Genomic DNA, 26284 nt, shown 5'->3' with positions numbered 1-26284 from the left:
CCGATCAAGAGCTCGCGCGTTTGGTGAACCGGGCAAGCGCAGAGTCAGACAGCCGAACTTTAACGACGAGGTCGCTGTCCACCGTTTCGCTAGCTATCACTTCACCATGCTCGTGAAGCCAGGCAACGGCAGCGCCATCTGCCAACGGCACTCGAAGTTGATGGATTTGCGCCCCAGCAGTCACTCTGGCGCTGATGCTTCTTTGCAGATCGTCCACGCCCTCGCCGGTCAGAGCGGAAAGGATCACGACATCTCCGCGCCGCTCCGCGATTTCCCGAAGTTGCGCAGCTTCTTCCTCACCCAGCAGATCGAGTTTGTTCCACGCCTCGATAATCGGGGGGGCGTCGTCGCCTCCTCCGCCCTCAAGAGCGCCCTCACCCGCCACACCAAGCTCACTCAGCACATCCAGCACATCATCGCGCTGCGCCTCGCTATCGGGATGGGCGATGTCGCGGACATGTATGATGAGGTCAGCGGACAGAACTTCTTCCAGCGTGGCGCGAAACGCCGCGATCAACTGTGTAGGAAGGTCCGACACAAAACCGACCGTGTCCGACAAGATCGCCTTGTCCAATCCCGGTAAGGCGATCTGGCGCATGGTAGGGTCCAGCGTGGCGAACAGCAAATCTTCCGCCATGACATCGGCGCCCGTCATCCGGTTGAAAAGCGTGGACTTGCCAGCATTGGTATAGCCGACGAGCGCGATCACGGGCCAGGGAGCCCGCTGCCGCCGCGCCCGATGCAAGCTGCGGGTACGGGTCACCTGGTCAAGTTCACGCCTGATCTTTGCCATGCGATCCCGGATCATCCGCCGGTCAGCCTCAATCTGCGTTTCACCAGGACCACCCAGGAACCCAAAGCCGCCACGCTGCCGTTCAAGATGGGTCCAACTGCGCACCAGCCTGCCCGCCTGATAATCGAGATGGGCCAGTTCGACCTGAAGGCGTCCTTCATTGGTGGCCGCACGTTCGCCGAAGATTTCCAGGATCAACCCCGTTCGGTCGATCACCTTGGCTTCGGTCGCCTTTTCAAGATTGCTCTGCTGAACCGGGCTCAACGCGTTGTCGACAATGACCAGTTCGGCATCTTCCATTCGCGCAAGCGTCGCAATCTGATCGACCTGGCCACTTCCGAACAGCGTTGCGGGCTTCCGATCCCGCACACGAAACGCCTGCGCGGCGCGCACATCAATGCCGATAGCCAGAGCGAGGCCTTTCGCCTCCTCCAGCCGGGCATCACTGTCGCGCCGTTCCACCCCATGAGTTTCAGCGCGCACGACCACGGCCCGCGCGCCGCGCGATACTTCGTCGGCAGAGTCCCTGTTGAAGACGGCCATAAGCGGCTAACGCATCAAGCGCCGACCCGCCTCATCAGAAGGCGGGTCGTACCGAAATAGATTGATCAATCCTCGCCCTCACCTTCGCCACTCAGGTCGAGCGCATGGAGAGGTTGGACAGTGGAGATGGCATGCTTGTAGACAAGCTGCACCATGCCGTCGCGCTCCAGCAGCATGCAGAAAAGATCGAAAGCAGCGATCTCGCCCTGCAACATCACGCCGTTGACCAGAAACATGGTGACCGGGCTACCGGACTTGCGAACGGCGCTCAGGAATATTTCCTGAAGCAGCTTGGGCTTTGAATTGCCGTCGCTCGCCTTGCGAAGGTCGGTCAGGTCCATCGACTGAGCGGGCATCACCGTGGAAATCGCGTGCTTGTAGACAAGCTGCGATTGCCCGTCGCGCCGCAACAGAACCGAAAAGTTATCAAACCAGGTGATGATCCCCTGCAACTTCACGCCCTTTACCAGGAACATGGTCACGGGCGTCTTGCTCTTGCGCAGGTTGTTCAGGAATATGTCCTGAAGATTATTGAGTTTTTCTGCCATGGTCTTCACCTTATTGGCGGGACGTTACCCGCTCTTGCACCCCTGGGCAGGGTGTCTTGCCCGCCCCCGCTCACCGGGGGCAATCAGAAAGCTACCGCAATTGCGAAGGGGCGTCCATGCCCCAGATGGGCTATGGCTCATCTCCTTGCATCAATTGTCTTTGCCGTCCGTGATCCCAAGCAGCTTGAGCTTGCGGTGCAACGCAGACCGTTCCATGCCGATGAATGTGGCCGTTCGGGATATGTTGCCGGAAAATCGCCTGATCTGAATGCGCAGATATTCACGTTCAAAACTTTCCCGCGCCTCCCGCAACGGCGCCCCCATGATCGCGGACTGACCCATCCCTTCACCCGCGCCATTGCTCGAAAGTTCGCTAGGCAGCATGTCGAGCTCGATCCGGCCAATCCGCTCGCCCGGAGCGAGGATCATCGTTCGTTCGATGACGTTGCGCAGCTGGCGGACGTTGCCGGGCCATTCGTTTGCCTGAAGCGCGGCCATGGCATCACTGGCGATCTCCGGCGATGGCACCCGCCGTTCAGCCGCGAAACGTGCGAGATAATGCTCGACCAGCGGTGGTATGTCATCTCGCCGTTCCGACAAGGAAGGGATGATGAGGGGCACGACGTTGAGGCGATAGAACAGGTCTTCCCGGAAGCGCCGCTCCTCAATTTCCGCCGCCAGGTCCCGCGCGGTCGAAGAGATGACGCGTACGTCCACCTTCACCTGCCGCTGCCCGCCCACACGCGTGAAGCTCTGATCCGTCAGAACCCGCAATATCTTGCCCTGCGTCGTCACGGGCATGTCGGCTATCTCGTCAAGGTAAAGCGTGCCGCCATGCGCCTGCTCAAGATAGCCGGGACGCACAAGGCCGCTGGGATCCTCGACACCGAACAGCTCCTCCTCCACCCGGTCGGGGTCCATGCGCGCCGCCGCCACGACGATGAAGGGCGCGTCAGCCCTCCCGCTCCAGCTGTGAAGCATGCGCGCCGCGACTTCCTTGCCGACGCCCGCGGGACCGGAAATCAGCACCCGGCTGCCCGTTCCGGCGACCTTCTTTATCGTCGCTCTCACCGCATTGATCGCGGCTGAAGTGCCCGTCAGTTCGTCATCCTGTCCAAACCGGGCACGCAGGACCTGATTTTCCCGTCGCAATCTCTCGGTTTCGGTAGCGCGCGCGACCAGATGCAGCAGCCGGTCGGCTTCGAATGGCTTTTCGATAAAGTCCGCCGCGCCCTTGCGGATCGCGGCCACGGCCGTGTCGATATTGCCATGACCTGAAATCATGAGCACCGGAATGGTCGCGTCGCGCTGCTTGATGACGTCCAGCAATTCCAGACCATCCAGCGTCGACCCCTGAAGCCAGACGTCCAGCAGGACCAGCGAAGGACGCCTAGTATCCAGCGCCTCGATCGCGCTGTCGCTGTTGGCAGCAGTGCGAGTGGTAAAGCCCTCATCCTCAAGCACGCCCGCGACCAGATCACGGATGTCCTCTTCATCATCGACTACCAGAATATCAAGCGCCATTGGCTGTCACTTTTCCCTTGGGCAATGCTACGACCTGCCCTTCTTCCAATTTCTCAAGAGCGGCAGTGGGGAAGCGCAAAGTAACGCTCGTCCCTCCGCCTTCCGCATCTTCCAGGCGGATTTCGCCCATATGTTCCTCGACGATCTTCTTGACGATGGCGAGCCCCAGGCCCGTCCCCTTGCTGCGCGTCGTCATATAGGGTTCCAACACCCTCTCCCGCTCCGGCGGAAGCCCGACCCCGTCATCGCTGACGTTGATGAGCAGATTGCCGTCCTCCTGACCGACCGTCATGCGAACATGACCACGGACTCCGCCCTCGGCAGGTTCAGGCTTGGGTTCGATAGCCTCCACGGCATTTTTAACGATATTGGTCAGCGCCTGACCCAGCTGTCGCCGGTCGCAGACAAGTTCCATATCATGCGGCCCGCCATGAAATTCAAATTTGACGTCGGGATGCGCGACTTCGTGCAGGAACAAGGCATGACGGGCGATATCCGCAACAGCCTCGCGGCGGAACACAGGTTTGGGCATCCGGGCGAACGAGGAGAATTCATCCACGATCCGCCGCAGATCGCCTACCTGCCTGACGATGGTCCCGGTCAAGCGTGTGAAGGTCGCCTTGTCGCTCGTCACTTCCTCGGCGTAGCGGCGCTGCAAGCGCTCCGCCGCGAGCTGGATGGGCGTCAGCGGGTTCTTGATCTCATGCGCAATCCGGCGGGCCACGTCTGACCATGCGGCGCGGCGCTGATCGGACAATTGCTGCGTGATGTCGTCGAAAGTCAGGATATGGCGCGACGCGTCTTCCGACACTTTGACCGCCAAGGTCCGCACTTCGCCATGCGCGCGCGTCTGCACGATCCCCGCCCCCTCCTCCGAAGCAATGAGAGCCGCCAGTTCCGGCGAAACGGCGCTCAGCGGTCGCCCAACCGGATCATCGCCGTCCTTCACCAGAATAGCGGCGGCCGAACTGTTGAGAAGCAGGATCACCCCTTCCCTGTCCACCGACAACACGCCTGCGGAAACACCTGACAGGATGGCTTCGATGAAGGCGCGACGTTCATCCAACTGGCTGTTCGCGGCGACGAGCGCGCCTGTCTGCGCCTCCAGCCTCTGGGTCATCCTGTTGAAGGCAGAGGCGAGCGTGCCGATCTCATCCCGAGACTGCGGGCTGGTGACACGGGCGGACAGATCACCTGCGGTTACCCGTCGGGCTGCGGTCACCAACTCGTTCACTGGGCGAACCATCCAGTCCGCAACCGCCAACGCGATATAGACCGCTATACCGACCAGCAGAAGCGATCCTACGAACAGAGCGACGTTAAATCGCAGCTGAAGCGCGCGTGATTGGGCAGCGAAGATATCGTAGTCGGACAGGACCTTCTGCGCGCGCTCCACATTGCTGAACGCGGTCGAACCGGAATCCCTAGTGGCATAAAGATAGATTTTCGCGCCGGGGTAGAGCAGCGTCACCGCCTGAATCTGGTTTGGCTTTGCTGCAACAACCACATTCTCGCCTGCTTCCAGTCTCTTGATGACATCGGGCGACAGCATTTCTGAAGCAGGTCTGCTATCCGGGTCGACCGTCGCAGCGGTGCGAGCCACGCCGTCCTTGCCCACCTCGATGATTGCCGAACGATTGAGTTTTCGCGTGACGACCTGGTAGATATAACCCTCGGCGAAGCGCGGGCTCGATACTTTGGACTGGCCGAGATAATCCCGCAAGTCGCTCGCCATCGTGACCGTTTCGTCGCCCACCTCGCGAAGATTCTGCTCATAATAGCCGCGCGCGAGGTCGCTGGCATTCTGCAACATCCCGCGCGCGCTGTCCGAAAACCAGAATTGCACGCCATATTGGAACAACAGCGAGGCAAAGATGACGACCAGCAACATCGGGACGCTGGCCACGATCGAGAAGATGGCCACCAGCCTGACGTGAAGTTGTCCGTCGCTGCCTATCGCGGACTGGGCGGCGCGGCGCTTCGCGACCCGGCGTCCAAGCAGCACGAGAAGCGCGATCGCCGGAACCAGATTTCCCACCAGCAGCAGCGCGACGATGGGTGGCGTGAGCAGCGTGTAGGATTGCCCCTGGCCCGATAACAGGAAATAGGTGATGCCCGCCGTTCCAAGGAACAGCATCAACGTGACCGCCTCCACCAGCGGAGCAAGATGACGTCGAAGGAAGGGCGGAAAATATCTCTTCCATGCCCGACCTCGCGTGGAGAGAGTCACTGCACCTTCCATAGTGGCTTTCTTACAACAACGCCGTGCCTGATCAAACACAGTATTTGGGACAGATTGTCCCTTGGCCGAACACCTGTGTCGTTTCGTCCCGGCTCAGTCCGACACGCGCAGTTGCAGCGGGTCCAAACCATAGTCGGTCAACTTCTTGCGCAACGTGTTGCGGTTGATCCCCAGCAAGCCGGCCGCCCGGATCTGGTTGCCATCCACGCTCGCCAGCGTTTCCTGCAACAGGATCGGTTCGACGACGGCCAGCATATCATCATGCAGATTCCGGTTGGGCTGTCCGATGCCGATCCCCAACTGCCGCTTTGCCCATTCGCGCACGGCCAGGACCAGTTGATCGGCGGGCGCGGCATAATCCGGAGGCACCAGGTCCAGCGGCAAGCTGTTGCGCAACACCTCCCCCGCGATCACGGTCTCACGGCTGAGCACCGCCAGTCTCTGCATCAGGTTCTGAAGCTCGCGCACATTGCCCGGCCAATGATAGGCCATCAGCAATTGCGCGGCATCATCCGACAACGTTTTTCGGGGCAGTCCCTCCTGCGCGGCGCGTTCAAGGAAATGCCTTGCAAGCAGGATCACGTCCTCCCGTCGCTCGCGCAACGCAGGCAAGGGGATGGGCACGACATTCAGCCGGTAATAAAGATCTTCCCGGAACCTGTTTTCCTCAATCAGCTTGGGAAGGTCCTTGTTCGTGGCTGCAACGATGCGGACATTCACCCGCACCGGCTTCGATCCGCCAACCGTCGTCACCTCGCCTGACTGCAAGACCCGCAGCAAGCGCGTCTGCGCCTCCATCGGCATGTCGCCGATCTCGTCTAGGAAGAGGGTTCCGCCCTGCGCCTGCTCGAACTTCCCGGCGGTACGGACATTGGCCCCCGTAAACGCGCCCTTCTCATAACCGAACAGTTCGGCCTCGATCAGTTCGCGCGGAATTGCCGCCATGTTGATGGCGACAAATGGCTTGGTGCGGCGCTGCCCCAGCCCATGGATCGCTTCGGCGACAAGTTCCTTCCCCGTACCCGACTCCCCCAGCACCAGGATGCTGAGATCGTTGGACAATACCCGCGCGATCGTCCGGTAAACCTCCTGCATGGCAGGGGACCGGCCAACGAGAGGCAGTCCGTCGTGGGGAAGGCCATCTTCCTGATTGCCCTCCTCGGCCTTGTTCATGCCAAGGGCATCACCAACCGCCCGCGCTAATTCATTGAGGTCGAACGGCTTGGGGAGATATTCGAAGGCCCCCTTCTCCGTGGCGCGGATCGCCGTGTTCAATGTGTTCTGTGCCGACAATATGATCACGCTCAGGTCTGGCCTGCGCTCCAGGATCTCCGCGACGCCGTCCAGACCATCGCCATCCGGCAGCATGACGTCAGTTATGAGCACATCCGGCGCGAAACTGTCGATCAGGGCGCTACGCTCCCGAATGGACGACGCGGTCTTTACCTTATGCCCCTGCCGACGCAGCGCTTCCCCGACCACCATGCAAATGGCGGGATCGTCATCGACGACCAATATCGACCCCGTGGTCGTCATGCTCCCATCCCCATGGGAAGCAGGATTCGGAACGTCGATTCGCCCGCGTCTGGATCGCGTGAATATTGGACGAACCCATTCATGTCCCGCACCAGCTTGTCGACCAGCGCCAGCCCCAGCCCCTGCCCATCGCGCTTGCCCGTGATGAAGGGGTTGAAGAGGTGATCCAATATATGTTCGGGCACGCCCGGCCCATTATCGATGACCAGTATCTCGATCGGCAGCACCGCGCTGCCCTTTCCATCACCCAACACGACCGACACGCCATGGCGGAACGCGGTTTCAACGCGGATGCAGGGCTCTTCGACTTCGTCCAGCGCCTCAGCGGCATTTTTCAGCAGGTTGAGCATGATCTGCACAAGCGCATCGTCATTGATGACGGCAAATGGCAATGATGGATCGTAACGTTTTATAATTCTGATATTTCTTGCAAAACCGGCAGCGGCGATGTCGGCCGCCCGATCGATCATGGGATAGATGTTGCCCGGTCGGCATTCCAGCCTGTGATCGGTCGTGAAATCCTGCATACGGTCGATCAGGGCGGCGATCCGATCGACCTCGTTGCAGATCAACTGGGTCAGCACCGCGTCGCGTCCATCATTGCCGGACTCCAGAAGCTGCGCTGCGCCACGGATGCCCGATAGCGGGTTTTTAATCTCATGGGCTAATATGGCCGCAGCGCCCATGGCCGATCGCGCGCCGCCCGGGGTGCCACGATGACCAATTTGCCGCGCGTGGCTTTGAGCGTGGATCGACACCACCCGCCACCCTTCATGGTCGACAATCGGGGCGATCATCAGATCGACTTCCATCTCAGCCGTTCGCCCTGCATGCACCTTGACGTCATAGGCGGCGATCGGCTTGCTGCTATGCCAAATGTCGAAGCGCGAACTCGCGTCTGCCATGCGAACCGTGCGCGTGACGTCACTTCCCACGATCGCGGATCGCGCCATGTTGAGCAGAGTTTCCGCCCGGACATTCGCATCGGCAATGCTGTTGTCCGGCGCTACGATCAATGTCGCCACGGGGAGTGCGATCATCAATTCCGACGGTGATGGTACATCCTGCTGCATCGGGGGCGGCGGGATGGTGCTTAGTGGCATCGTCATGCCGCCTTGCGCGTCTCGATCGCTCCGTCCTGTGCAATCAGCGGTTCGTAAAAGCGCGCCAGCATATCGAGTACCACGGCGCCATCCGGCTCCTGATTGACAGCGTTACGAAACTCCGCCGATCCGGTGAGGCCCTTCGTATACCAACCGATATGCTTGCGAGCCATGTTGACGCCCGTCAGGCCGTCATAATGCTCGATCATCGCACGATAATGCTCTGTTATCAGCTGATATTGTTCGGCTAGCGAAGGATCGGGAAGGCGCTGCCCCGTGCGGAACCAGTGCATCACTTGTCCGATCAGCCAGGGCCGCCCATAAGCGCCCCGGCCAATCATGACGCCGTCCGCGCCGCTCTGCTCCAGCGCCGTTTCCGCATCTTCGATCGAGCAGATGTCTCCGTTGACGATCACGGGCAACGACACTGCATCCTTCACATTCCGCACGAACGCCCAATCGGCGCTACCCTTGTACATCTGGCAACGGGTCCGCCCATGCACAGTGATCATCTTCGCCCCCAGATCCTGCGCAATCCGCGCCAGTTCAGGGGCATTCAGGCTGGCATGATCCCACCCCATGCGCATCTTGACGGTCACGGGAACATCGACGGCCTTCACCGTCGCATCGATCAACGCGGCGGCCAGAGGCAGGTCGCGCATCAGAGCGCTGCCGGCGTCGCCATTCACCACCTTCTTGACCGGACAACCCATATTGATGTCGATGATCGCCGCGCCACGATCCGCATTCAGCTTCGCCGCTTCGGCCATCTCCTGCGGTGAGCAGCCCGCAAGCTGCATCGACACCGGCTCTTCCACCGGATGCCAAGCCGCCTTCTGCAAAGACTGCCGCGTCTCGCGGATCATCGCCGCGCTCGCAATCATCTCTGTCACGTTCAGACCCGATCCGTAACGGCGTACCAAAGTGCGGAACGGCATATCCGTGACGCCAGTCATCGGCGCCAGGATTACGGGCATGTCGATCGTCACCGGACCAACGGAGATGGGGGAAATTATGCGCATCACCAGCTTTGCCTAAAAAACAGGCAGCCCTTAGCGGAAAAGCGGCGATGCGGCAAGCAAGCCGTCTGGCGGAGCGATCCACCGTTCGCTACACGCGCTGCGATGACAAGGAGCAATCACAGGGTCGCCGCGCTGGTGCTCGCCGCCGGACAGGGCAGTCGCGCCGGAGGCGATACACCCAAGCAATTTCGTCACATTGGGGGCAAGGCCATCATCGCCCACTCCGTTCAGGCGCTGGCAGCTCATCCGCTAGTCGGTGCGGTCTACCTGGTCGTCGGCGCCGGGCAGGAGGAAACAGTCCGATCCCTGATTGACGAGGATCAGGTCACGTCCATCGTCCAGGGTGCGGACAGCCGCCGCGGATCGGTCCGTGCCGGGCTTGAGGCTATCGCTGCCGCCGGTCGTGCCGACAGGGTGTTGATCCACGATGCTGCCCGCCCTTTCCTGTCCGCTTCCATGATCGATCAACTACTGGCCGCACTCGACTTCGCGCCGGGCGCCATCCCCGCCCTGCCCGTTGCTGACACATTGGTAAGGTCAGCGGGCGACCTCGCAGGCGACATTGTCGATCGATCAGCGCTGTTCCGCGTGCAAACCCCACAAGCATTTCACTTCGACGCCATCCTCGCCGCGCATCGCAATTGGGACGATGAGCGCGAAGCCACCGATGATGCCCAGATGCTGCGACACGCGGGCCATGACGTCACTCTGGTTCCCGGCGACGAAAGGCTGGAAAAATTGACCTACCCCCAGGATTTCATCCGGGCCGAAGCGCTTCTGGCATCACAGCGAACGACCCGCGTCGGCATGGGCTATGATGTGCACCGGTTCGCTGCGGACGAGGAGCTTTGGCTTTGCGGCGTTCAGGTCCCCCATGAAAAGGGACTGGCGGGGCACAGCGATGCGGATGTTGCGATCCACGCGATCGTCGATGCCATGCTCGGCGCTCTTGCCGAAGGGGACATCGGCAGTCACTTCCCCCCGTCAGATCCACAATGGCGCGGTGCGGCATCCTCCCGATTCCTCGAATATGCCGAGGAACGCGTAACATCCCGGGGCGGCCGCATCGACCATATCGACGTCACGATCATTTGCGAGGCGCCGAAGATCGGCCCTCACCGTGATGCCATGCGTCAGCGGATCAGCGATCTCCTCGGCATCCCCCTTGACCGGGTAAGCGTGAAAGCCACCACCACCGAACGCCTGGGCTTTGCCGGACGCCGCGAAGGCATTGCTGCACAAGCCGTTGCAACCATCTCCCTCCCCGCGCTATTCTGACCCCATGCCAGATCGCATCCTCCCCGCCCCGTTGGTTGACCTCGCCGAGCGAGTCATCATCGCCAATCGCCGCGCTGGCCGCACCATCGCTGTTGCGGAAAGCTGCACCGGCGGCCTTGTGTCCGCTGCTCTCACCGAAATCGCCGGGTCTTCGGAGGTCTTTGAAGCGGGATTCATCACCTATTCCAATGACATGAAGAATGAGCTGCTGAAGGTTTCTCAGGATGTGCTGGAAACCTTCGGGGCCGTTTCCATCGCCACCGCTTGGGCAATGGCGCAGGGCGCTCTCACCAAAAGCCACGCCAATGTCGCCGTTGCCATTACGGGCATCGCTGGCCCCGGCGGCGGATCAGAGCAAAAGCCGGTGGGCACCGTCGTTTTCGCCCGCGCCGAACGGGGCGGCAACCCGGACAAGGTCGTCGCTGACATGCGCCATTTTGAGGATAGCGGCCGGGGCGGTGTACGTCTTCAGGCGGCGCTTTGCGCGCTTGAGCTTCTGCTGCCTGAGTCGCCGTAAAGTTCAGCCGCTCGCGTTTCGAACGCCCCGATCATCTTGCGCAGGGCCTTGTCGAACATTTGCCCGGCGATCATCTCGAACAGCCGATTCTTGAACTCAAATTCGACCTCGAAATCGACAAGGACGCCACCCTTCCCGTCATCGCGGAACCGCCACTGGTTGTGCAGGTGCTTGAGCGGGCCTTCCAGATAGTCCACGCGCACGAAATCAGGCCGGTGCTTGTGCACGCGCGACGTAAAGCTTTCCTTGATGCCTTTGAAGCCGACGATCATGTCAGCGACCATCTCCGAATCACTGTCCTGACGAACGCGTATCGCGCTGATCCACGGCAGGAATTCAGGATAGGACGCCACATTCGAAACAAGGTCGAACATCTGGTCAGGCGTGTAGGGAAGTGGCCTTGTTTCGTGATGCTTCGGCATGTTTTCAGCGCGCTGCCCGTGCCAACTGAGCCTCACGCGCCGCCCGCATCTCGGCGAAATCCTTACCCGCATGATAGCTGGAACGGGTCAGCGGGCTCGATGCGACCTGCAAAAATCCCTTGGCACGCGCGATCCCTGCATAGGCATTGAACGCCGCGGGAGTCACGAACTCCATCACCTTGGCATGCTTTGGCGTAGGTTGCAGATATTGTCCCATGGTCAGGAAATCGATGTCGGCCGAACGCATGTCGTCCATCACCTGATGGACCTCCAGACGCTCTTCACCCAGACCGAGCATGATCCCCGACTTGGTGAAGATCGACGGGTCCAGCTTCTTCACTGTCTCCAGCAACCGCAGCGACGCATAGTAGCGGGCACCGGGGCGAATCGTCGGATACAGACGGGGCACTGTCTCAAGGTTATGATTATAGACGTCCGGCCGCGCAGCCACGATCATCTCGACTGCGCGTTCATGCTTGTTCCGGAAATCCGGGGTCAAAATCTCGATCGTCGTGTCCGGAGTCGTCCGCCGCAACGCTTCGATCACCTTCACGAACTGCGAAGCGCCGCCATCGGGCAGATCATCGCGATCGACGGAGGTGATGACAATATGCTCCAGCCCCATTTCCGCGCAGGCGTCGGCCAGGTTCTGCGGCTCGTTCGGATCAACCTTGCGCGGCATGCCGGTCTTGACGTTGCAGAAGGCGCAGGCCCGCGTGCACACGTCGCCCAGGATCATCACGGTCGCATGCTTTTTGGTCCAGCATTCCCCGATATTCGGGCAAGCCGCTTCTTCGCAGACCGTGGCCAGCCCCTTTTCCCGCATCAGCTTCCGGGTTTCGTTATAGCCCGGACTCGTCGGCGCCTTCACCCTGATCCAATCGGGCTTGCGCGCACGTTGCGGAGTGGCTTGCACAGGTAGCGGAGCGGTGTCTGTCATGCGCCATCAAATAGCGATGCATGCCCACTCTTGCCAGCCCCCAGATTGTTGGGCAGAGACTTGGGCATGACCGACTTTTCCGACATGCTCGAAGGCTATCGCCGCTTCCGCAACACCGGCTGGACTCAACAACGTGGCCGATGGGATGAATTGAGCGAAGGGCAGAGCCCTCGCGTCATGGTCATCGCCTGCTCCGACAGCCGAGTCGATCCTGCGCAGATCTTCGACACCAGCCCCGGCGAGATATTCGTGGTCCGCAATGTGGCGGCGCTCGTGCCTCCCTTTGAAACCAATCCGGGCCATCACGGCGTTTCGGCGGCGCTGGAGTTTGCTGTTCAGGTGCTCAAGGTTGGCGAGATCGTCGTCATGGGCCATGGCAAGTGCGGCGGCTGCAAGGCGGCGCTCAGCCAGGAACTGAAGGACGCCCCTCCCGGAGAAGGCGGCTTCATCCATAACTGGATCGACATGCTTGATGGCGCGCGGGAAAAGGTCGTCCAACGCTTCGGCGATGATCACGGCCGCGACGCGCATCGCGCCATGGAGCAGGAAGGGGTGAAGGTCAGCCTTGCAAACCTGCGTACCTTCCCCTGCGTCCGCACCAAGGAACGCAATGGCGAATTGAAGTTGGTCGGCGCATTCTTCGCGATTGCAGACGGGCAGCTTCATCTGTTGGATGAAACGACCGGAGAATTCCATCCGGCGGCGCTGGAATCGGCCTGATGCCCTCGGCGATCCCCAGCGGCAATGTCGCCCTGTTGATCGACGCCGACAACGCCTCCGCCGACCATTTCGACCCTGTTTTGACCGTTCTGGCTGAGCTCGGGACGGTCAACATCCGCCGCGCCTATGGCAATTGGAGCAAGCCTTCGCTCAAGGGCTGGGCGCGGCAGGCCGTGACCCAGGCCATCGAAACGCAGCAGCAATTCGACCTTACCAAGGGGAAGAATGCGACCGATATGAAGATGACGATCGACGCCATGGACCTGATGGCGGGCGGCCGGGTCACGGGCTTCGGCCTCATGTCGAGCGACAGCGATTTCACGCCGTTGGTGACGCGTATCCGTCAGGAAGGGATCGACGTCTATGGCTTCGGTTCGGACAAGACTCCCGAGGGCTTCCGCCGGGCCTGCACCCGCTTCATCGACGTAGCCGCGCTAGCCCGCTCTCTGACGGCATCGGCGTCCGAAGCGATGCCGGAACCGACGCCGCTCGACGTCTCGACCAAAGCCGCCGCGCCAGCCAGGAATGAATACAAGAAGGTGGATGATGAAGTCATCCGCCTCCTGATAGAAGCCTATGATGCGGCCAAGCGCGATGAGAAAGGCTTCGCCGCGCTGGGACCAGTCGGGCAACGCGTCGGCAACCGATCCAGCTTCGATGTGCGCAATTACGGTTTCAAGCGTCTGTCGGATCTGGTGCAGGCGATTCCCAATTTCATCACGGAAACGCGGGCAGACGGCCAGACCTGGATCAAACGGGTTCACTGACGATGGTCGTCGCCCGGCATCTCATGATCCTTGGTCGGGTGCAGGGGGTGTTTTACCGCAACTGGGCAAAACAGACGGCCACCGGGTTGGGCTTGGCCGGATGGGTCCGCAATCGGCTGGACGGCAGCGTTGAAGCGGTGATCGAAGGCGCCAATGAAGCCGTAGAACGGTTCACGGCCTTGGCGGCTGAAGGCCCGCCAGCGGCTCAAGTGTCGCGCGTCGAAGCGGCCGACATGCCTGTCGAAGGCTTGAGGTCTTTCGAAAAGAAGCCGACCTGTTAGGGCCAATCTATCCTCTCAAACCGTTCGCCCTGAGCTTGTCGAAGGGCTCTACTTCCTTTTAAAGCGCGACCCTTTCGGCTGTCTGCAACAAACGCTCAGGTGAGCTGGCCTCGCTTTCCAAATGTGAACCGATTGAGTGACCCAAACAAATTCAAGGAGCCATTCACTCGCCCCTCGACCAAAAAAATGGCCGACCCAATCGGGTCGGCCTGAAAGTTTTAGGAGAGGATGCCTGAAAGGCCTCTCTGATATGTGGTTCACACCGTCATTGTGCAAGTGCGAAGGGCGAAGATATCGTTGCTGTAATTGCAATCATCCTCACCCAACGCGCCGCACAAATTTCCATCAGCGCGTGAGTTTCTTGTAAGCCAGGCTCGTCGGCCGGTCGGCGGCATCACCCAGCCTCCGCCGCTTGTCCTCTTCATACATTTCGAAGTTGCCCTCGAACCACTCGACATGGCTGTTGCCTTCGAAGGCAAGAATGTGCGTGGCAAGGCGATCGAGGAAGAAGCGATCGTGGCTGATCACCACGGCGCAGCCCGCGAAGTTTTCAATCGCCTCTTCCAGCGCAGCCAGCGTTTCGACGTCAAGGTCGTTGGTCGGTTCGTCGAGCAGCAGCACGTTGCCGCCCTTCTTCAGCATCTTGGCCATATGCACGCGATTGCGTTCACCGCCAGACAGCTTGCCGACATTTTTCTGTTGGTCCTGCCCCTTGAAGTTGAAGGCGCCGACATAGGCCCGCGTCGACATGTCGTGGCCATTGACCTTCACATAATCGAGGCCGTCAGACACTTCTTCCCAGACGTTCTTTGACGGGTCCAGATGATCACGGCTTTGGTCGACATAGCCCAGACGGACGGTCGAACCGATGTCGACCTCACCCAAATCCGGCGTCTCCTGGCCAGTGAGGATGCGGAACAGCGTGGACTTACCCGCACCGTTCGGCCCGATCACGCCAACGATGCCGCCGGGCGGCAGAGTGAAGGACAGGTCCTCGAACAGCAGCTTGTCGCCATAGGCTTTCGAGATATTCTTCGCCTCGATGACCTTGCCACCCAGTCGTTCGGGCACCTGGATAACGATCTGCGCCTTGCCGGGGGTACGGCTTTCCTGGCTTGCGACCAGCTGTTCGAACTTGGCGATACGCGCTTTGGACTTGGTCTGGCGCCCCTTGGGACCCTGCCGGATCCACTCCAGCTCGTCCTTGATCGCCTTCTGGCGGCCCGATTCCTCGCGCGATTCCTGCTCCAGACGCTTCGACTTCTTTTCGAGATAGGTCGAATAATTGCCTTCGTACGGGAAGTATTTCCCGCGATCGAGCTCCAGAATCCAACCCACGACATTGTCGAGGAAGTAGCGATCGTGGGTGATCATCAGCACCGCACCCGCATATTCCTTGAGGTGGTTTTCCAGCCACTCCACGCTCTCCGCGTCGAGGTGGTTGGTCGGTTCGTCCAGCAGCAGGATATCCGGCTTCTGGATCAGCAGGCGGGTCAGCGCGATACGGCGCTTTTCACCGCCCGACAGGCTTTCCACCGACCAGTCCGACGGCGGGCAGCGCAGGGCCTCCATCGCAATCTCAAGCTGATTGTCGAGCGTCCAGCCATCGACTGCGTCGATCTGCTCCTGCAACTCGCCCATCTCGGCCATCAGAGCGTCGAAATCGGCGTCTTCCGGCGGATCGGCCATGATCATGCTGATCTCGTTGAACCGGTCGAGCTTGTCCGCGACTTCCCGCGCGCCGTCCTTCACATTCTCAAGCACATTCTTGGCGGGGTCGAGCTGCGGCTCCTGCGCCAGATACCCCACGGTGATGTTCTCACCCGGCCATGCCTCACCGCTATAATCCGTGTCGATGCCCGCCATGATCTTGATCAACGTCGATTTACCGACGCCGTTGGGACCGACGATGCCGATCTTGGCACCGCGATAAAATTGCAGGTTGATACCGTTCAGCACCGGCTTTGGCGCGCCGGGGAAGGTCTTGGTCATGTTCTTCATGACGAAGGCGTATTGTGAGGAGGCGGACATGGCTTGAAGACGCTCCGAAGGACGAATGAGGTAAAATCGCGCCGGAGTTAGCGAAGCCCGGCGCCATTGGCAAATGCGGGATGGCTGGCTAAGCCTTCACTCATGCAGAAAATCCGATCGGGCACCTTCGCCGCGCTCCTTCTCGGCAGCATCGCCTCCCCCCTTCTCCTCGCCGCCGCGCCTGCGGATACGACGGCGATTCGAGAGGCGGCGTTGCAGGACAACATAGCCTGGGACTTCATCGAAGGGCTGACGACGGAAGTCGGCCCCCGCCCAGCCGGAACGCCTCAGGAAGCACGCGCCCGCGAGTGGGCCGTGACGAAGCTAAAGGCGCTCGGCTTCTCCAATGTGCGATCCGAACCCTATAAAATGCCAGTCTGGGTCCGCGGCCATGACGATGCGCGCATCCTCTCCCCCTTCCCGCAGAATCTGGCGCTGGCGGCGCTGGGAAATAGCGCGTCCACGTCTGCCAATGGCATCGAAGGCGAAGTCATATATTTCCCCACCCTTTCAGCCCTGCAAGCAGCACCCGACGGCAGTCTGAAAGGCAAGATCGCCTTCGTCAGCCACGCCATGGCGGCAACGCAGGATGGCAGTTCCTACAGCCATTTCGGCACCACACGTCGGCAGGGGCCAAGCATTGCATCGAAAAAGGGTGCAGCTGCCATCCTGATACGGTCGATCGGCACGGACAGCCACCGCCTGCCCCACAGCGGCATTCAGATGTGGGCCGATGGCGTGAAGCCGATCCCCGCAGCCGCGCTCAGCACCGTGGACGCAGACCAACTGACGCGCATCCTCTCCAGAGGGCAGCCGGTTCGCCTGCGCCTCACCCTCACATCAAAAATGTTGAAGGACCAGCCGTCGGGCAATGTCATTGCCGAACTGCCGGGCACGGACCCGACGGCCGGGATCATCCTTGCCGCCTGTCATATCGACAGCTGGGATCAGGGCACCGGAGCGATAGACGACGCTTCTGGGTGCGGGATCATCACCGCCGCTGCGCTTCATGCCGCAAAGGCTGGCCCGCTCCGTCGAACCATCCGCATATTGATGGCGGGGGCAGAGGAAGTGGGCGGCGACGGCGGCCGCGCCTATTTCACGGCACATGGCGGAGAATGGCACGCCGTGGTCATGGAGTCGGACTTCGGCGCCGACCGGGTCTGGCGCGTCGATTTCAAACTACCCGCAGGACATGAAGCACTTTCGGATCGAATTGCCAGCGCCCTCTCCCCGCTCGGGGTCGCGCCCAGTCGTCTGGCGGCAGGCGGCGGATCGGACATCGAACCGCTGGTCAAGGCAGGTGTCCCCGTCATTGATTTGCAGCAGGACGGCACCCGCTATTTCGACATTCACCACACCGCCGACGACACGTTAGACAAGGTCAACCGCGCCCAATTGCAACAAAATGTCAGCGCTTGGGCCGTTACGCTTTTTGCAATCGCCGACGCGGCAGAATCACTAGCGGTTAAGTGAACTTCTGTAGTAGACAACACTCCGTCGCGTGATTCCGTCGCTTCACCGACGCAGAAAAGCATTGATTTGTGCAGCGCACACGTTAATGCGGGTCGCTCGCGTCGGGCGTGTTACGAATATGCCGACGCGGCAATATGCTATGGGAGCCGTACACAATGAAGAAGATCGCTGTTGTTTTCGCTTCGGCCGGCCTGATGGCCCTCGCCGCTTGCGGTGAGAAGCCGGCCAACGAGACCGCGAACGCTTCGAACGCTGTCGTCGAAAACGTTGTTGAGAACGCTGCTAACGCAGCCGACAACGCTGCGAATGCCGCTAACGCTGCTGACAACGCCGCGAACGCTGCTTCGAACGCTGCAAACGCCGAATAATCTTCGCGTCAGCAAGATTTTTAAGAGGGCGGGCCGTCTAACGGTCCGCCCTTTTTCTATGTGCGCTATTTGAGCGACGTATACTCGTCGCTGTCCCCTGGGTCCCAAATGGTGCCACTCGTGCGCGCAGGCGAAGCTTCGTAAGATGTTCGGGGTGAAACGCAAGAACGCCGATGAGCGGGCCGTTGTTCCTCGCGGTGTGACAAAGAGAAGTTGAGGGAACACCAAGGGAGGCTAGGGGAGTTTTCTAGGATTGCCAGAGGCTCCCGTATGCAGTTCGGCCAACCAACGCACATAGGTTGATCCCAAGCTCACGCTCAGGACGGCTGTGCTGAGTCCGGGGTTGTCTGGCTCTTCGACCGCCTGCCCATGGCGATATGGGTGCGCCCCGATAATCCATTGAATGAAATTCTCAGCTAGCCGAAGCGCCACCTCGCGCTCGGTCCCTCCCAGCCCTTCTTGAAGAAGCGGCTTTAGCTTTTTGGTGACCTCAGTGACGCCTAACTGGGCGACCGGAAACATCAGCTTGAAAACCGTTTCCACGCATTCAAATGTCTGGCGGATCGCTTCGCGAGTTTGAGGAGGTGTCTGATCTAGCGCTCGCTGCCCCGCCTCAAAATGTGCTCGCGCTGCTCCGTATTTCGGCCCCTGTAGCGCCGCAATTGCACACGCCTGATTATGGACGAACTCACCATCGATTGCGAAATGAACCCCACCCAGATCATCAACTCGGTATCGGACGTTCTCTTCCTGAAAGATCATACCAACTGCACCAACCCAGCTCTGTAATTTGGACTGAGAACGGCCCTTAGCCCCCCGCGCCACCACGGTTATGACATCCAGAAAATCTTTCAGCGCACATGATTGGAAAAATACTTCCCATTTCGCGCTCCCACTCGGCCATCGCGGCACAGCAACTCCCACCCCCAGCTCTATGAGGTCCGCTGTAACGACGTCGTCAAATTCTCCGACCGTGAACAAGCGGTTGATGCGCCTCCGCATCCGCTCACTGTCTTCCACAGGCTCGCCTCTGGAGCCGTAGTTGAGACTGAACCTAACTCCCTGTGGAATTGTCATTAGAAAGCCCCCTGCTAAGTACCATCTGTTGTGCGCTCGGGCTGGCCAGCGAACCCCTGCGAAATCGTGCGCCTCATAGATCGGTCTTGAAGTTCCCGTCCGGAGACTGAGTAGAGCTTGAAGAAGGGCAGAGTCGAGCGCTCCGCCCGAGGTGCAGTAAAATGCAAGCGCACCGCCATGCAAAACCGCCCGATAAACTTGGTCCTCAAGTGGCCAAGATACAGGCAATCCGTTGAAAATGTTCATTTCATGAAAATGGTCGGGGAGACAGGATTCGAACCTGCGACCCTCTGCTCCCAAAGCAGATGCGCTACCAGGCTGCGCTACTCCCCGACGTAAGGCGCCTTAGCGGCGAATAACGCGTCCCGTCAATCGGCCATCACCGGAACAGCAGCCACAATATGATGATTACCGGTATCGGAATGCCGATCAGCCACAGCAATATGCCCTTGCCCATGATCATTCGCCTCCATCCGTCTGCCCCAAGGCTGAAATGGATGAGTGGGTGCCGATGTTCCGGCCCCGTTCGGATCTGCATAGCGGGAAAGGAGATATTGGTGGGCCCGGCAGGACTCGAACCCGCAACCTAGCCGTTATGAGCGGCCAGCTCTAACCGTTGAGCTACAGGCCCCACCTGCCCGACCGGATAAGCAGCATCACGCCGCTTGGCAAGCCTGTCTCGGCACCGGCACTGCTGCCAATAATTGATCCAGCGACGCGGTCCCGATATTACGCCGCGCAAGGTGATCCAGAACCGTGTCCCACCACCTGTAAAAGGCCGCCTGATCTGCCGTATCGCGAACATAGGGCGTGTGGCCCGGCTCCAGTGTCGGCGAATGAAAACTGAAGCTCAGCACTGCCGCGCCTTCTTCGATCAGGGCGTCGATCGCCCTTATCGCGTCACGCACCGGCACGCCTTCCGGCGTCAAGGGAATGCGGCTGAACATCCCCGTTCTCGCCAATCCCGATGCCAGGGGGCTGACATTCCGCAAATTCTCATAAAGCCGCTCGCCCCCACGCCGCAGCAGCCCGGTGAAGGCGGTCGAAAGCGGCAGTTCCACAAGCGATCGTTCCGGCCCGGCCCAATAGGGATTGATCGGCAAGCCGCGAAAATCGGGACCATGCTGGCCGCTATAGTCAAACCGGCTTCGCACAGAGCTATCCAGACGAAATCCTGCCTGCTCCAACAATCGCGCGCTATTATGACCCACGCCATAACGCCCCGCGCGATAGGCGACAGGGCGTTTTCCGAAACGCTCGGCAATGCGCTGACACAGCGTTTCCAACTTGGCCCGTTCCAACGCTTCGGGAAGGAAACCGGCATAGCTGTTCGCTTCCGTCACCTCCTCCACATGCGGCGGATTGACCCAGGGATGCAGGTGAGCGCCCACATCGGCCGCCCCGTCCGCGACCCATTGCGCCATCATGCCCGCGGCAGCATCGCTATCGATCACCGGATAATCGGCGACGTAAATCGGCTTCACCCCGGCCGCCTGAAAATAGGCTTGGCCACGCGCCATCCCGGCCAGCGCGGTCACCGCATGACCGTCACGGCTGAATGGCGCGTTCCAGTCAAACTCCTCCTCGGTATCGACGAACAGCATGAACCGCGTTCCGAAATCGGGGGATAGCGTGATCATGTCGTCCGGCATCGGAGCGCGCAGCAGACAGCCGTCATGGGGCGAAGCGTTCATGCCCTTTCCCCTACCCCTCAATGGTTGCGATAGGGTTTCGCGCAGGGATCAGAGGCTCCCTGCCGCGTCCTCCGCCGATGTTATGGCGGGCATCGAAAGCAGGAATCGGTCAGCTTCTATCTGCAACGCGCCGCCGCATCCTGCCGCCAGGCTCCGGATCAGCCGCAGTGAAAAGCCAAGGCCCAGCAGCGGCCCGTCGGCCCAGTCGCCATCGGCGGTATAGCCCGGATCAAGCAGGCGCTCATCCTCCATCCCGTCCAGGCTCGCGGGTCTGTCGACCGCCAGCATCACGCAGCCATGCCCGCCATCCGGCTGGAACCAGCAGGCCCCGCTCAGTGCTTCGCCCGGCGCTGCGACGGAAACGACCGTCCGCATCAGATGCTGCACCATGCGTTCACCCTGCACCGGATCGATCCGCACCATCGGCAGTGCCCGTGCCAGATTGATGTCGATCTGCGCGCCATTGCCTTCGCCCTGCTCGCGGAACCGGGCGGAAACCTGCGCGATCAACAGCGCCGGATCGACGGCGCTCGGCGCCTCCGCCCCTTCGCCCCGCGATACGCGGGCGGCAAGATCAAGGTCATCGAACGCCGCCAGCAAATGCCGAGCATCCAGCGCGATCTTTCCCGCCATCTCGCGATATTCCGGCCCACTCGGCCCGAACAGTTCCTGCTCGATGATGTCGGCAAAGCCCAATATGGCGTTCAGTGGCGTGCGCAGTTCATGCACCAACTGGCGCAGCGAGTCCGCCGAAAGCCCTGCAACAGACACAGGCTCGGCCTGTGGCGGGGCGGCGACTTCATGCAGATAGGGGCGACGCGCCTGACCGCGATAGCCCTGAAATCGGCCTGATCTTGGATCAAAGAATGGCGTCGCGGACAGGCGCCATTCCCCCGCCATCGCGCCGCCCACGACGGTATAGCGCCCATTCTGAAACCCGCTGCGCCGGATGAAAGCGCCCGCGACGCTGCCGTCCGGCCCGCTCGCGCCAACAACAGCCACCTCACCCAGCGACAGCCCGATCAGCGCGGCGCGGGGCCCCTGATCGACCCAGATGATCATGCCCGTGGCGTCAGTCTCGAACGCAAAGGCGTTGACGACCTCCGCCTGCTCAGTGTCAGCCCGCGGAACGACCACGTCGGGCACCCGCCGCGCACTGGTAAAGCGTTCGATCCGGTCCACAAGGTTCCGGATCTGATCATCGCCCACCGGGACGTCATCCGCCGCTTCATCGGCAGGCTCCTCGACCGGCGCTTCCTCTACGTCCGCCGATGGAGGGAACTGCTCGGCAGGCGCCATCATCGCGGGCGTCAACAGCATGTCGTCCGGCTGCTCGCCGGGTTCCACCGTCAAGTCGCTCGTCAGTACAAGGTCGGCCGCGCCGAACGCTTCCAGCGCCTGCTGCGTCCCGGCGCCCAGATCGCGCCGCCCGCGCAGCACACCGCGCGCGGTCGGGGTAAGGCGAGGCAGCAGGGCGATCCACGCGTCATCCGGCAGCCGCGCGCGCGACATCGCCGCCGCCGCGATCGCCGGACGATCATTGGCGAAAAACTCCACCAGCGCGGGCGAACGAAGGCGGCCGCCCAGTTCGACCACCGTGGCGATCCGCTGCGTTTCCGACAATTGGGATTGTAGCGCCGCGAGCCGATCAAGCAGCGCGGCACGTTCCCCATCCGGCAAAGTGTCGCGATCCGCGCGATCATTCTGCGCGAGCAGGTCGACGCACTGACGCCACAGCGTCACCGCGCCCAGGCCGCTCCTATTCTCTGCGGCCAGAACCGTCTGCATCAGATCGTTGAAGCGCACTCTATTCCCCTTGAGGACTTCCGGCGATGTGCAGAACTTCATCGTGGAAGGAAATCATGCCGCAGGAATAAGCCTTCCCGCCGGTTAGGGAAAGGGGGCGGACGTGGCGATTTCGGATCGTCGCATAGTGGGACAATTGCATTGCCCTGAAATATTATTATGATGTTGGGCACGAAATGAGAAAGGAAATAATCAGGCGAATGGCTGGCCCGAATATCGACGACATCGATCTGCACATCCTGGGCGAGCTGCAACAGGACGGCCGGATGACCAATGTGGAACTGGCTCGAAAGGTCGGATTGACCGCGCCGCCCTGCCTGCGCCGCGTCCGCGCGCTTGAGGAAAGTGGCGCGATCAATTCCTATCACGCCGTCGTCAACCCGGCCATGCTGGGCTACACCATCACCGTCTTCGCGATGGTCAGCCTGAAGAGTCAGGCGGAAGCCGACCTGAAAGCCTTTGAGGATCATGTCGCGACCCTACCCGAGGTGCGCGAATGCTACATGCTCAATGGTGAGATCGATTTCATCCTGAAGGTCGTGGCGAAGGACCTCCAGAGCTTCCAGCAGTTTCTCACCTCAAAACTCACGCCCGCGCCAAATGTGGTGAGCGTCAAGACCTCGCTCACCATCCGCATGGCAAAGAACCTGCCGGGCGTCCCCCTGCCCCTTTGACCAGCAAAATGGCGGCGATCGCTCGCCGCCACTAGGCCAGCAGCGCTTCTGCGTCGCGCGCTGGCCCTTGGATCAATCATTTAGCTCGCAGGCGGAGCCGCCACCGGCTGAAACGCTGTCTTGCGGCTCTGCTGATCAACCCAAACGCTCCAGAATCCAGCGACGTTGGCCCAATTACCCGTCACCTGAGCAAGCGCCGCCTTGGCCCCCGCAAGATCGCCCGAACGCGCGAGAGCTATGCCGAGCCGCGCATTGGCCTTCCCCTGATCAACCCCACCCTTCGACAGGGCCAACCGGTACATCTCGACCGCTTGCGGGAACTGGCTGAGCGAGAAATAGCTGTCGGCCACCGCCAACGCCGCCGACCCATCCTTCGCGCCTGCGGCCTTCTTCGCCGCAGCGGGCAGCGCCGCGATTTCTTTGGCGGCCTTTGGCGTCACGCTCTTCATCAGGCTGGCGGTCGCGGCCTGTGCTTGCGTCAGCTTGCCCGCCGAACGCCCCGCTTCGATGATGGCTTTCGTTTCAGCATAATTGCCCGCCTTTTCAGCAAGCTGCGCATAGGCCTGATAGTCCCGTTCACTCGCCATCGCGCCGTTCGCCGCCTGCAAGCGATACAGGTCCAACTGCGGCTGCGCGTCGGTGCCCGGCGCCGTCAGATAGTTGGCAAGCGCCGACCGCCATTCCCCGGCCGAACCATAATGGGTCAGCCGCTCGCGATAGAGCGAACCAACCTCCGCCCAATCCCCGGCCGCATAGGCAAGCGAGATCGCCCGGTCATACCAGGCCGCAGGAATCGCCTGTCCTGACGCCCGCTGCCGGGCCAGTGCATCTTGCACGAAGGGGCGCGCTTCTTTGGCCTTGTTCTTGCGGAGGTAGATGTCGGCGCGCAGCATCGTCGCGTCGATCCCGTCATAACCCAGCGTCTTGGCATAATCGAGCTGCGCGAACGCATCGTCATAATTGCCAACCACATAGGACAGATAGCCCGCGACGTAGCGCAATCGCGGCGCATCCTTCTTGGGCACGGAATTAGTCTTGAACATGTCCGTCAACGCGATCCGTTGCGCCTGGAAATTCTGCTTGAGCACGGCCAGCTCGAACCGCAGCCCAGCCGCTGCATAGGCCTCATAATCGCTCGTCGGCATCAAGCCGCTGATCTGCGCCTGCGCCGTATTGACGTCGCCTGCCTTGATCGCGCTGTCGGCTGCTTGAGCCGCTGCACGAAACCCTTCGCTCATGACGATGACCGGCCCGCTGGCCGAAGCCTTTTTCGCAGCCGCAGGCATTGCAAAAGCCGCGACGGCGGTGATCGCAAGAAGCCCTGATTTCAGCATGGATTGTCGCAGCGCGATCATGTCGGCCGTCCCCTTTATATCATGCGCCATCTGGCGCAGGTCCCTGTTATGTCGATGATAGGAAAGAAGGTGCGCCCGTCACGTGACCGGCGCACCCTGTTTCAAATCAGGCCTTGGTGGCGAGATAGGCAAGCCAGAGATCAGCGATCTTCTTGCGCGTCCCGGCTTGAACCGACTGGAACGCCGCCTTGGCCGAAGCGACATCGCCGCCCAGTGCCTTGGCGATGCCCATGCGCGTATTCACTTCGTCCGCATCGACGCCGCCCTTCTGCTTAGCGAGGTCGAACATCGCAGCCGCCTTGGCATAATCGCCATAGCCGAGGTAGGCGTCCGCCGTGGCCGCCGCGATCTTGCCGGTGGCAGCCTTGCGGGCATCAGCTTCCGCGGAAGCCAGCGATGCCTTGTCGCCCGCAATCTTCGGCGTTGTGGTCTGGTACAGGTCCGCACCTGCAGTGCCCTTCAGCACGCCCTTGGCGCGGCCCTGATCGATCGCCGACTTTACCTCGCCATAGATGCCGGTCTTTGACGCCATTTCACCATATTCAAGGAAGTCGCCCGCGACCACCAGGCCGCCCGATGCAGCCATCAAGCGGAGAACATCCAGATTCTCGCGTGCCGTGATGTTGGGGTTGGATTGCTGGAACAGGCGGATGAGCGTGCGAAGATTCTCGCCGTTGGGGGCCGCCTGATAAGCCAATGTCGCCCATTCGGTCACTTCGGGCAGGCGCGATGCCGCCGCGCGGCTCACGCCGATCTGATACCATTGGGCTGGCACCTGACCGCCCGCCGCCTTGGTGGCGTCGGCGGCGGCCTTCAAGGCGGAAAGGCCCTTCTGATTGAGCCCGCGAGCAGGTTCAGCGGAAGGATTGGCCGTCCCTGCCTTCCCGAAATAGGCCTGCGCCAGCGTCGCGTTGACCGCTTCAGGCTTGTAGCCCGCCTGAGCCGCCGCCTGCGCCCGCTGGATCGCCAGATCATAATTCTTCGCCTGCATCGCCTGATCGGCGGCAACCGCGTTGAATTGTCCAACCTGGTCCGCCGGGGTGAGGCCGCTGTCCAGCATCTGCGTTAGCGCTTCGCTCTGCATCGCGCTGTCCTTGGCGGCGATGGACGCATTCAGCTTGACGGCACCAATCTGATATTTGTCATCGTTCGACTTGGCCTTGCTGTCCGCATCGGCCAGCGCCGCCTTGGCTGCGGCAAAGTCATTCTTCGCCGCCGCCGTCTGCGCCGCCTGCAGTGCCTTTATCACATCGGGAGAGACGTTGAGCTTGGGCGCGCCGCCCTTCTTCTCGTCCTTCTTCGCCGCCATCGCGGGCGCGGAAATGGCGCCTCCAGCCAGCGCGAGCGTCAGCGCGAGCGCCACGGGGGATACAAAACGCATGATCATCTTCTCCTCTGCGCCTTGGGGGAAGGCGCCCTTGATTAAGCGCCGATTAGGGGGCGGCGCGTGAATGACGTTTGAACATCGTATATGCAGCAGTTTTCCGCCTGTCAGCCCTTTCTTGCAGCTTGTTCTAACGCGAGCGCGTGCGCGCGCGAGGGGTGACAGAATTGTTTCGCTCCGCTA

Annotated in this window: 23 protein-coding genes, 2 tRNA genes and 1 pseudogene; 8 read left to right on the top strand and 18 right to left on the bottom strand. The window is 61.1% G+C overall.

Features of this window, described 5'->3' with window-relative positions; translation table 11 throughout:
• Nucleotides 1-4 precede the first annotated feature (4 nt).
• The 7 genes from hflX to dusB form a co-directional block, all read right to left on the bottom strand.
• Entirely contained in the window at nucleotides 5-1336 is a 1332-nt protein-coding gene (gene hflX, locus ACZ5ZH_RS04670) for a GTPase HflX (RefSeq protein ID WP_464772314.1), read from the bottom strand.
• A gap of 65 nt (nucleotides 1337-1401) precedes the next feature.
• The gene (hfq, locus tag ACZ5ZH_RS04665) at nucleotides 1402-1884 is read right to left on the bottom strand and encodes an RNA chaperone Hfq (RefSeq protein WP_196226095.1); all 483 of its coding nucleotides are present in this window, start codon (nucleotides 1882-1884) and stop codon (nucleotides 1402-1404) included.
• Between the two features lie 150 nt (nucleotides 1885-2034).
• Entirely contained in the window at nucleotides 2035-3408 is a 1374-nt protein-coding gene (gene ntrX / locus ACZ5ZH_RS04660) for a nitrogen assimilation response regulator NtrX (RefSeq protein ID WP_449472322.1), read from the bottom strand.
• Entirely contained in the window at nucleotides 3398-5650 is a 2253-nt protein-coding gene (locus ACZ5ZH_RS04655; protein WP_464772313.1) for a sensor histidine kinase, read from the bottom strand. The genes ntrX and ACZ5ZH_RS04655 overlap by 11 nt, the downstream gene beginning before the upstream one ends.
• A gap of 93 nt (nucleotides 5651-5743) precedes the next feature.
• Nucleotides 5744-7186 carry a nitrogen regulation protein NR(I) gene (gene ntrC, locus ACZ5ZH_RS04650; protein ID WP_449472318.1) on the bottom strand — a complete coding sequence of 481 codons (1443 nt, stop codon included), beginning with the start codon at nucleotides 7184-7186 and terminating at the stop codon, nucleotides 5744-5746.
• The gene (locus ACZ5ZH_RS04645) at nucleotides 7183-8295 is read right to left on the bottom strand and encodes a two-component system sensor histidine kinase NtrB (protein ID WP_464772312.1); all 1113 of its coding nucleotides are present in this window, start codon (nucleotides 8293-8295) and stop codon (nucleotides 7183-7185) included. The genes ntrC and ACZ5ZH_RS04645 overlap by 4 nt, the downstream gene beginning before the upstream one ends.
• The gene (gene dusB, locus ACZ5ZH_RS04640) at nucleotides 8292-9311 is read right to left on the bottom strand and encodes a tRNA dihydrouridine synthase DusB (RefSeq protein WP_464772596.1); all 1020 of its coding nucleotides are present in this window, start codon (nucleotides 9309-9311) and stop codon (nucleotides 8292-8294) included. Before dusB ends, ACZ5ZH_RS04645 begins: the two co-directional genes overlap by 4 nt.
• Nucleotides 9312-9413: 102 nt before the next feature.
• Here dusB and ACZ5ZH_RS04635 point away from each other — a divergent pair, with 102 nt between their 5' ends.
• Together ACZ5ZH_RS04635 and ACZ5ZH_RS04630 are read left to right on the top strand one after the other, a co-directional pair.
• Nucleotides 9414-10589, top strand: a complete 1176-nt coding sequence (locus tag ACZ5ZH_RS04635) for a bifunctional 2-C-methyl-D-erythritol 4-phosphate cytidylyltransferase/2-C-methyl-D-erythritol 2,4-cyclodiphosphate synthase (protein WP_464772311.1) — start codon at nucleotides 9414-9416, stop codon at nucleotides 10587-10589.
• A 4-nt stretch (nucleotides 10590-10593) separates the two neighbouring features.
• Nucleotides 10594-11106, top strand: coding sequence for a CinA family protein (locus ACZ5ZH_RS04630; protein ID WP_196226101.1), 513 nt, complete (start codon nucleotides 10594-10596; stop codon nucleotides 11104-11106).
• Here ACZ5ZH_RS04630 and ACZ5ZH_RS04625 read toward each other — a convergent pair.
• Together ACZ5ZH_RS04625 and lipA are read right to left on the bottom strand one after the other, a co-directional pair.
• Nucleotides 11058-11528: a type II toxin-antitoxin system RatA family toxin gene (locus ACZ5ZH_RS04625; RefSeq protein WP_460988065.1), complete on the bottom strand. Its 471-nt coding sequence runs from the start codon at nucleotides 11526-11528 to the stop codon at nucleotides 11058-11060. The genes ACZ5ZH_RS04630 and ACZ5ZH_RS04625 overlap by 49 nt on opposite strands.
• Nucleotides 11529-11532: 4 nt before the next feature.
• A pseudogene (lipA, locus tag ACZ5ZH_RS04620) lies at nucleotides 11533-12490 on the bottom strand (lipoyl synthase).
• Between the two features lie 44 nt (nucleotides 12491-12534).
• Here lipA and ACZ5ZH_RS04615 point away from each other — a divergent pair.
• From ACZ5ZH_RS04615 to ACZ5ZH_RS04605, 3 genes are read left to right on the top strand one after another with little or no spacing between them, the layout of a single operon-like run.
• Nucleotides 12535-13188 (top strand): carbonic anhydrase, encoded by a 654-nt coding sequence (locus ACZ5ZH_RS04615; protein WP_464772310.1) that lies wholly within the window; start codon nucleotides 12535-12537, stop codon nucleotides 13186-13188.
• Nucleotides 13188-13955: an NYN domain-containing protein gene (locus tag ACZ5ZH_RS04610; RefSeq protein ID WP_460988064.1), complete on the top strand. Its 768-nt coding sequence runs from the start codon at nucleotides 13188-13190 to the stop codon at nucleotides 13953-13955. The genes ACZ5ZH_RS04615 and ACZ5ZH_RS04610 overlap by 1 nt, the downstream gene beginning before the upstream one ends.
• A gap of 2 nt (nucleotides 13956-13957) precedes the next feature.
• Nucleotides 13958-14236, top strand: coding sequence for an acylphosphatase (locus tag ACZ5ZH_RS04605; protein ID WP_449472310.1), 279 nt, complete (start codon nucleotides 13958-13960; stop codon nucleotides 14234-14236).
• A 345-nt stretch (nucleotides 14237-14581) separates the two neighbouring features.
• On the opposite strand, the gene ettA is transcribed toward ACZ5ZH_RS04605, so the two are convergent.
• On the bottom strand, nucleotides 14582-16267 hold the full coding sequence (gene ettA / locus ACZ5ZH_RS04600) for an energy-dependent translational throttle protein EttA (RefSeq protein WP_449472309.1): 1686 nt from the start codon (nucleotides 16265-16267) through the stop codon (nucleotides 14582-14584).
• Nucleotides 16268-16369: 102 nt separating this feature from the next.
• Between ettA and ACZ5ZH_RS04595 the strand changes: the two genes are divergently transcribed.
• Together ACZ5ZH_RS04595 and ACZ5ZH_RS04590 are read left to right on the top strand one after the other, a co-directional pair.
• Nucleotides 16370-17743, top strand: coding sequence for a M28 family peptidase (locus tag ACZ5ZH_RS04595; RefSeq protein ID WP_460988063.1), 1374 nt, complete (start codon nucleotides 16370-16372; stop codon nucleotides 17741-17743).
• Nucleotides 17744-17898: 155 nt separating this feature from the next.
• Nucleotides 17899-18111, top strand: coding sequence for a hypothetical protein (locus ACZ5ZH_RS04590; protein ID WP_066523849.1), 213 nt, complete (start codon nucleotides 17899-17901; stop codon nucleotides 18109-18111).
• A gap of 234 nt (nucleotides 18112-18345) precedes the next feature.
• Here the strand turns inward: ACZ5ZH_RS04590 and ACZ5ZH_RS04585 are convergent, their stop codons facing one another.
• From ACZ5ZH_RS04585 to ACZ5ZH_RS04560, 6 genes are all read right to left on the bottom strand, one after another.
• Nucleotides 18346-19131 (bottom strand): hypothetical protein, encoded by a 786-nt coding sequence (locus ACZ5ZH_RS04585; protein WP_460988062.1) that lies wholly within the window; start codon nucleotides 19129-19131, stop codon nucleotides 18346-18348.
• A gap of 313 nt (nucleotides 19132-19444) precedes the next feature.
• Nucleotides 19445-19521 (bottom strand) — tRNA-Pro (locus tag ACZ5ZH_RS04580).
• Between the two features lie 46 nt (nucleotides 19522-19567).
• The gene (locus ACZ5ZH_RS04575; RefSeq protein WP_464772309.1) at nucleotides 19568-19726 is read right to left on the bottom strand and encodes a hypothetical protein; all 159 of its coding nucleotides are present in this window, start codon (nucleotides 19724-19726) and stop codon (nucleotides 19568-19570) included.
• Nucleotides 19727-19743: 17 nt separating this feature from the next.
• Nucleotides 19744-19819, bottom strand: a tRNA-Ile gene (locus tag ACZ5ZH_RS04570).
• 25 nt (nucleotides 19820-19844) lie between these two features.
• Nucleotides 19845-20882: a polysaccharide deacetylase family protein gene (locus ACZ5ZH_RS04565; protein WP_464772308.1), complete on the bottom strand. Its 1038-nt coding sequence runs from the start codon at nucleotides 20880-20882 to the stop codon at nucleotides 19845-19847.
• Between the two features lie 48 nt (nucleotides 20883-20930).
• Complete coding sequence (locus ACZ5ZH_RS04560) at nucleotides 20931-22688, bottom strand: sensor histidine kinase (protein ID WP_464772307.1); 1758 nt, start codon at nucleotides 22686-22688, stop codon at nucleotides 20931-20933.
• Between the two features lie 200 nt (nucleotides 22689-22888).
• Between ACZ5ZH_RS04560 and ACZ5ZH_RS04555 the strand changes: the two genes are divergently transcribed.
• Nucleotides 22889-23362 (top strand): Lrp/AsnC family transcriptional regulator, encoded by a 474-nt coding sequence (locus ACZ5ZH_RS04555; protein WP_449472300.1) that lies wholly within the window; start codon nucleotides 22889-22891, stop codon nucleotides 23360-23362.
• 80 nt (nucleotides 23363-23442) lie between these two features.
• Here ACZ5ZH_RS04555 and ACZ5ZH_RS04550 read toward each other — a convergent pair whose 3' ends face one another.
• Nucleotides 23443-24696, bottom strand: a complete 1254-nt coding sequence (locus tag ACZ5ZH_RS04550; RefSeq protein ID WP_464772595.1) for a hypothetical protein — start codon at nucleotides 24694-24696, stop codon at nucleotides 23443-23445.
• Between the two features lie 127 nt (nucleotides 24697-24823).
• Nucleotides 24824-26104: a hypothetical protein gene (locus ACZ5ZH_RS04545; protein ID WP_464772306.1), complete on the bottom strand. Its 1281-nt coding sequence runs from the start codon at nucleotides 26102-26104 to the stop codon at nucleotides 24824-24826.
• Between the last annotated feature and the right edge of the window lie 180 nt (nucleotides 26105-26284).

The organism is Sphingobium sp. TomMM7A, from assembly GCF_055397305.1.
Note: the sequence above shows the minus strand (reverse complement) of the source record. Positions and strands in the feature narration are given on the sequence as shown.

Coding starts and splice junctions, on each gene's coding strand:
- hflX (WP_464772314.1), bottom strand. CDS start 1,336: ATGGCCGTCTTCAACAGGGACTCTGCCGACGAAGTATCGCGCGGCGCG.
- hfq (WP_196226095.1), bottom strand. CDS start 1,884: ATGGCAGAAAAACTCAATAATCTTCAGGACATATTCCTGAACAACCTG.
- ntrX (WP_449472322.1), bottom strand. CDS start 3,408: ATGGCGCTTGATATTCTGGTAGTCGATGATGAAGAGGACATCCGTGAT.
- ACZ5ZH_RS04655 (WP_464772313.1), bottom strand. CDS start 5,650: ATGGAAGGTGCAGTGACTCTCTCCACGCGAGGTCGGGCATGGAAGAGA.
- ntrC (WP_449472318.1), bottom strand. CDS start 7,186: ATGACGACCACGGGGTCGATATTGGTCGTCGATGACGATCCCGCCATT.
- ACZ5ZH_RS04645 (WP_464772312.1), bottom strand. CDS start 8,295: ATGACGATGCCACTAAGCACCATCCCGCCGCCCCCGATGCAGCAGGAT.
- dusB (WP_464772596.1), bottom strand. CDS start 9,311: ATGCGCATAATTTCCCCCATCTCCGTTGGTCCGGTGACGATCGACATG.
- ACZ5ZH_RS04635 (WP_464772311.1), top strand. CDS start 9,414: ATGACAAGGAGCAATCACAGGGTCGCCGCGCTGGTGCTCGCCGCCGGA.
- ACZ5ZH_RS04630 (WP_196226101.1), top strand. CDS start 10,594: ATGCCAGATCGCATCCTCCCCGCCCCGTTGGTTGACCTCGCCGAGCGA.
- ACZ5ZH_RS04625 (WP_460988065.1), bottom strand. CDS start 11,528: ATGCCGAAGCATCACGAAACAAGGCCACTTCCCTACACGCCTGACCAG.
- ACZ5ZH_RS04615 (WP_464772310.1), top strand. CDS start 12,535: ATGACCGACTTTTCCGACATGCTCGAAGGCTATCGCCGCTTCCGCAAC.
- ACZ5ZH_RS04610 (WP_460988064.1), top strand. CDS start 13,188: ATGCCCTCGGCGATCCCCAGCGGCAATGTCGCCCTGTTGATCGACGCC.
- ACZ5ZH_RS04605 (WP_449472310.1), top strand. CDS start 13,958: ATGGTCGTCGCCCGGCATCTCATGATCCTTGGTCGGGTGCAGGGGGTG.
- ettA (WP_449472309.1), bottom strand. CDS start 16,267: ATGTCCGCCTCCTCACAATACGCCTTCGTCATGAAGAACATGACCAAG.
- ACZ5ZH_RS04595 (WP_460988063.1), top strand. CDS start 16,370: ATGCAGAAAATCCGATCGGGCACCTTCGCCGCGCTCCTTCTCGGCAGC.
- ACZ5ZH_RS04590 (WP_066523849.1), top strand. CDS start 17,899: ATGAAGAAGATCGCTGTTGTTTTCGCTTCGGCCGGCCTGATGGCCCTC.
- ACZ5ZH_RS04575 (WP_464772309.1), bottom strand. CDS start 19,726: ATGCAGATCCGAACGGGGCCGGAACATCGGCACCCACTCATCCATTTC.
- ACZ5ZH_RS04565 (WP_464772308.1), bottom strand. CDS start 20,882: ATGAACGCTTCGCCCCATGACGGCTGTCTGCTGCGCGCTCCGATGCCG.
- ACZ5ZH_RS04555 (WP_449472300.1), top strand. CDS start 22,889: ATGGCTGGCCCGAATATCGACGACATCGATCTGCACATCCTGGGCGAG.
- ACZ5ZH_RS04550 (WP_464772595.1), bottom strand. CDS start 24,696: ATGCTGAAATCAGGGCTTCTTGCGATCACCGCCGTCGCGGCTTTTGCA.
- ACZ5ZH_RS04545 (WP_464772306.1), bottom strand. CDS start 26,104: ATGATCATGCGTTTTGTATCCCCCGTGGCGCTCGCGCTGACGCTCGCG.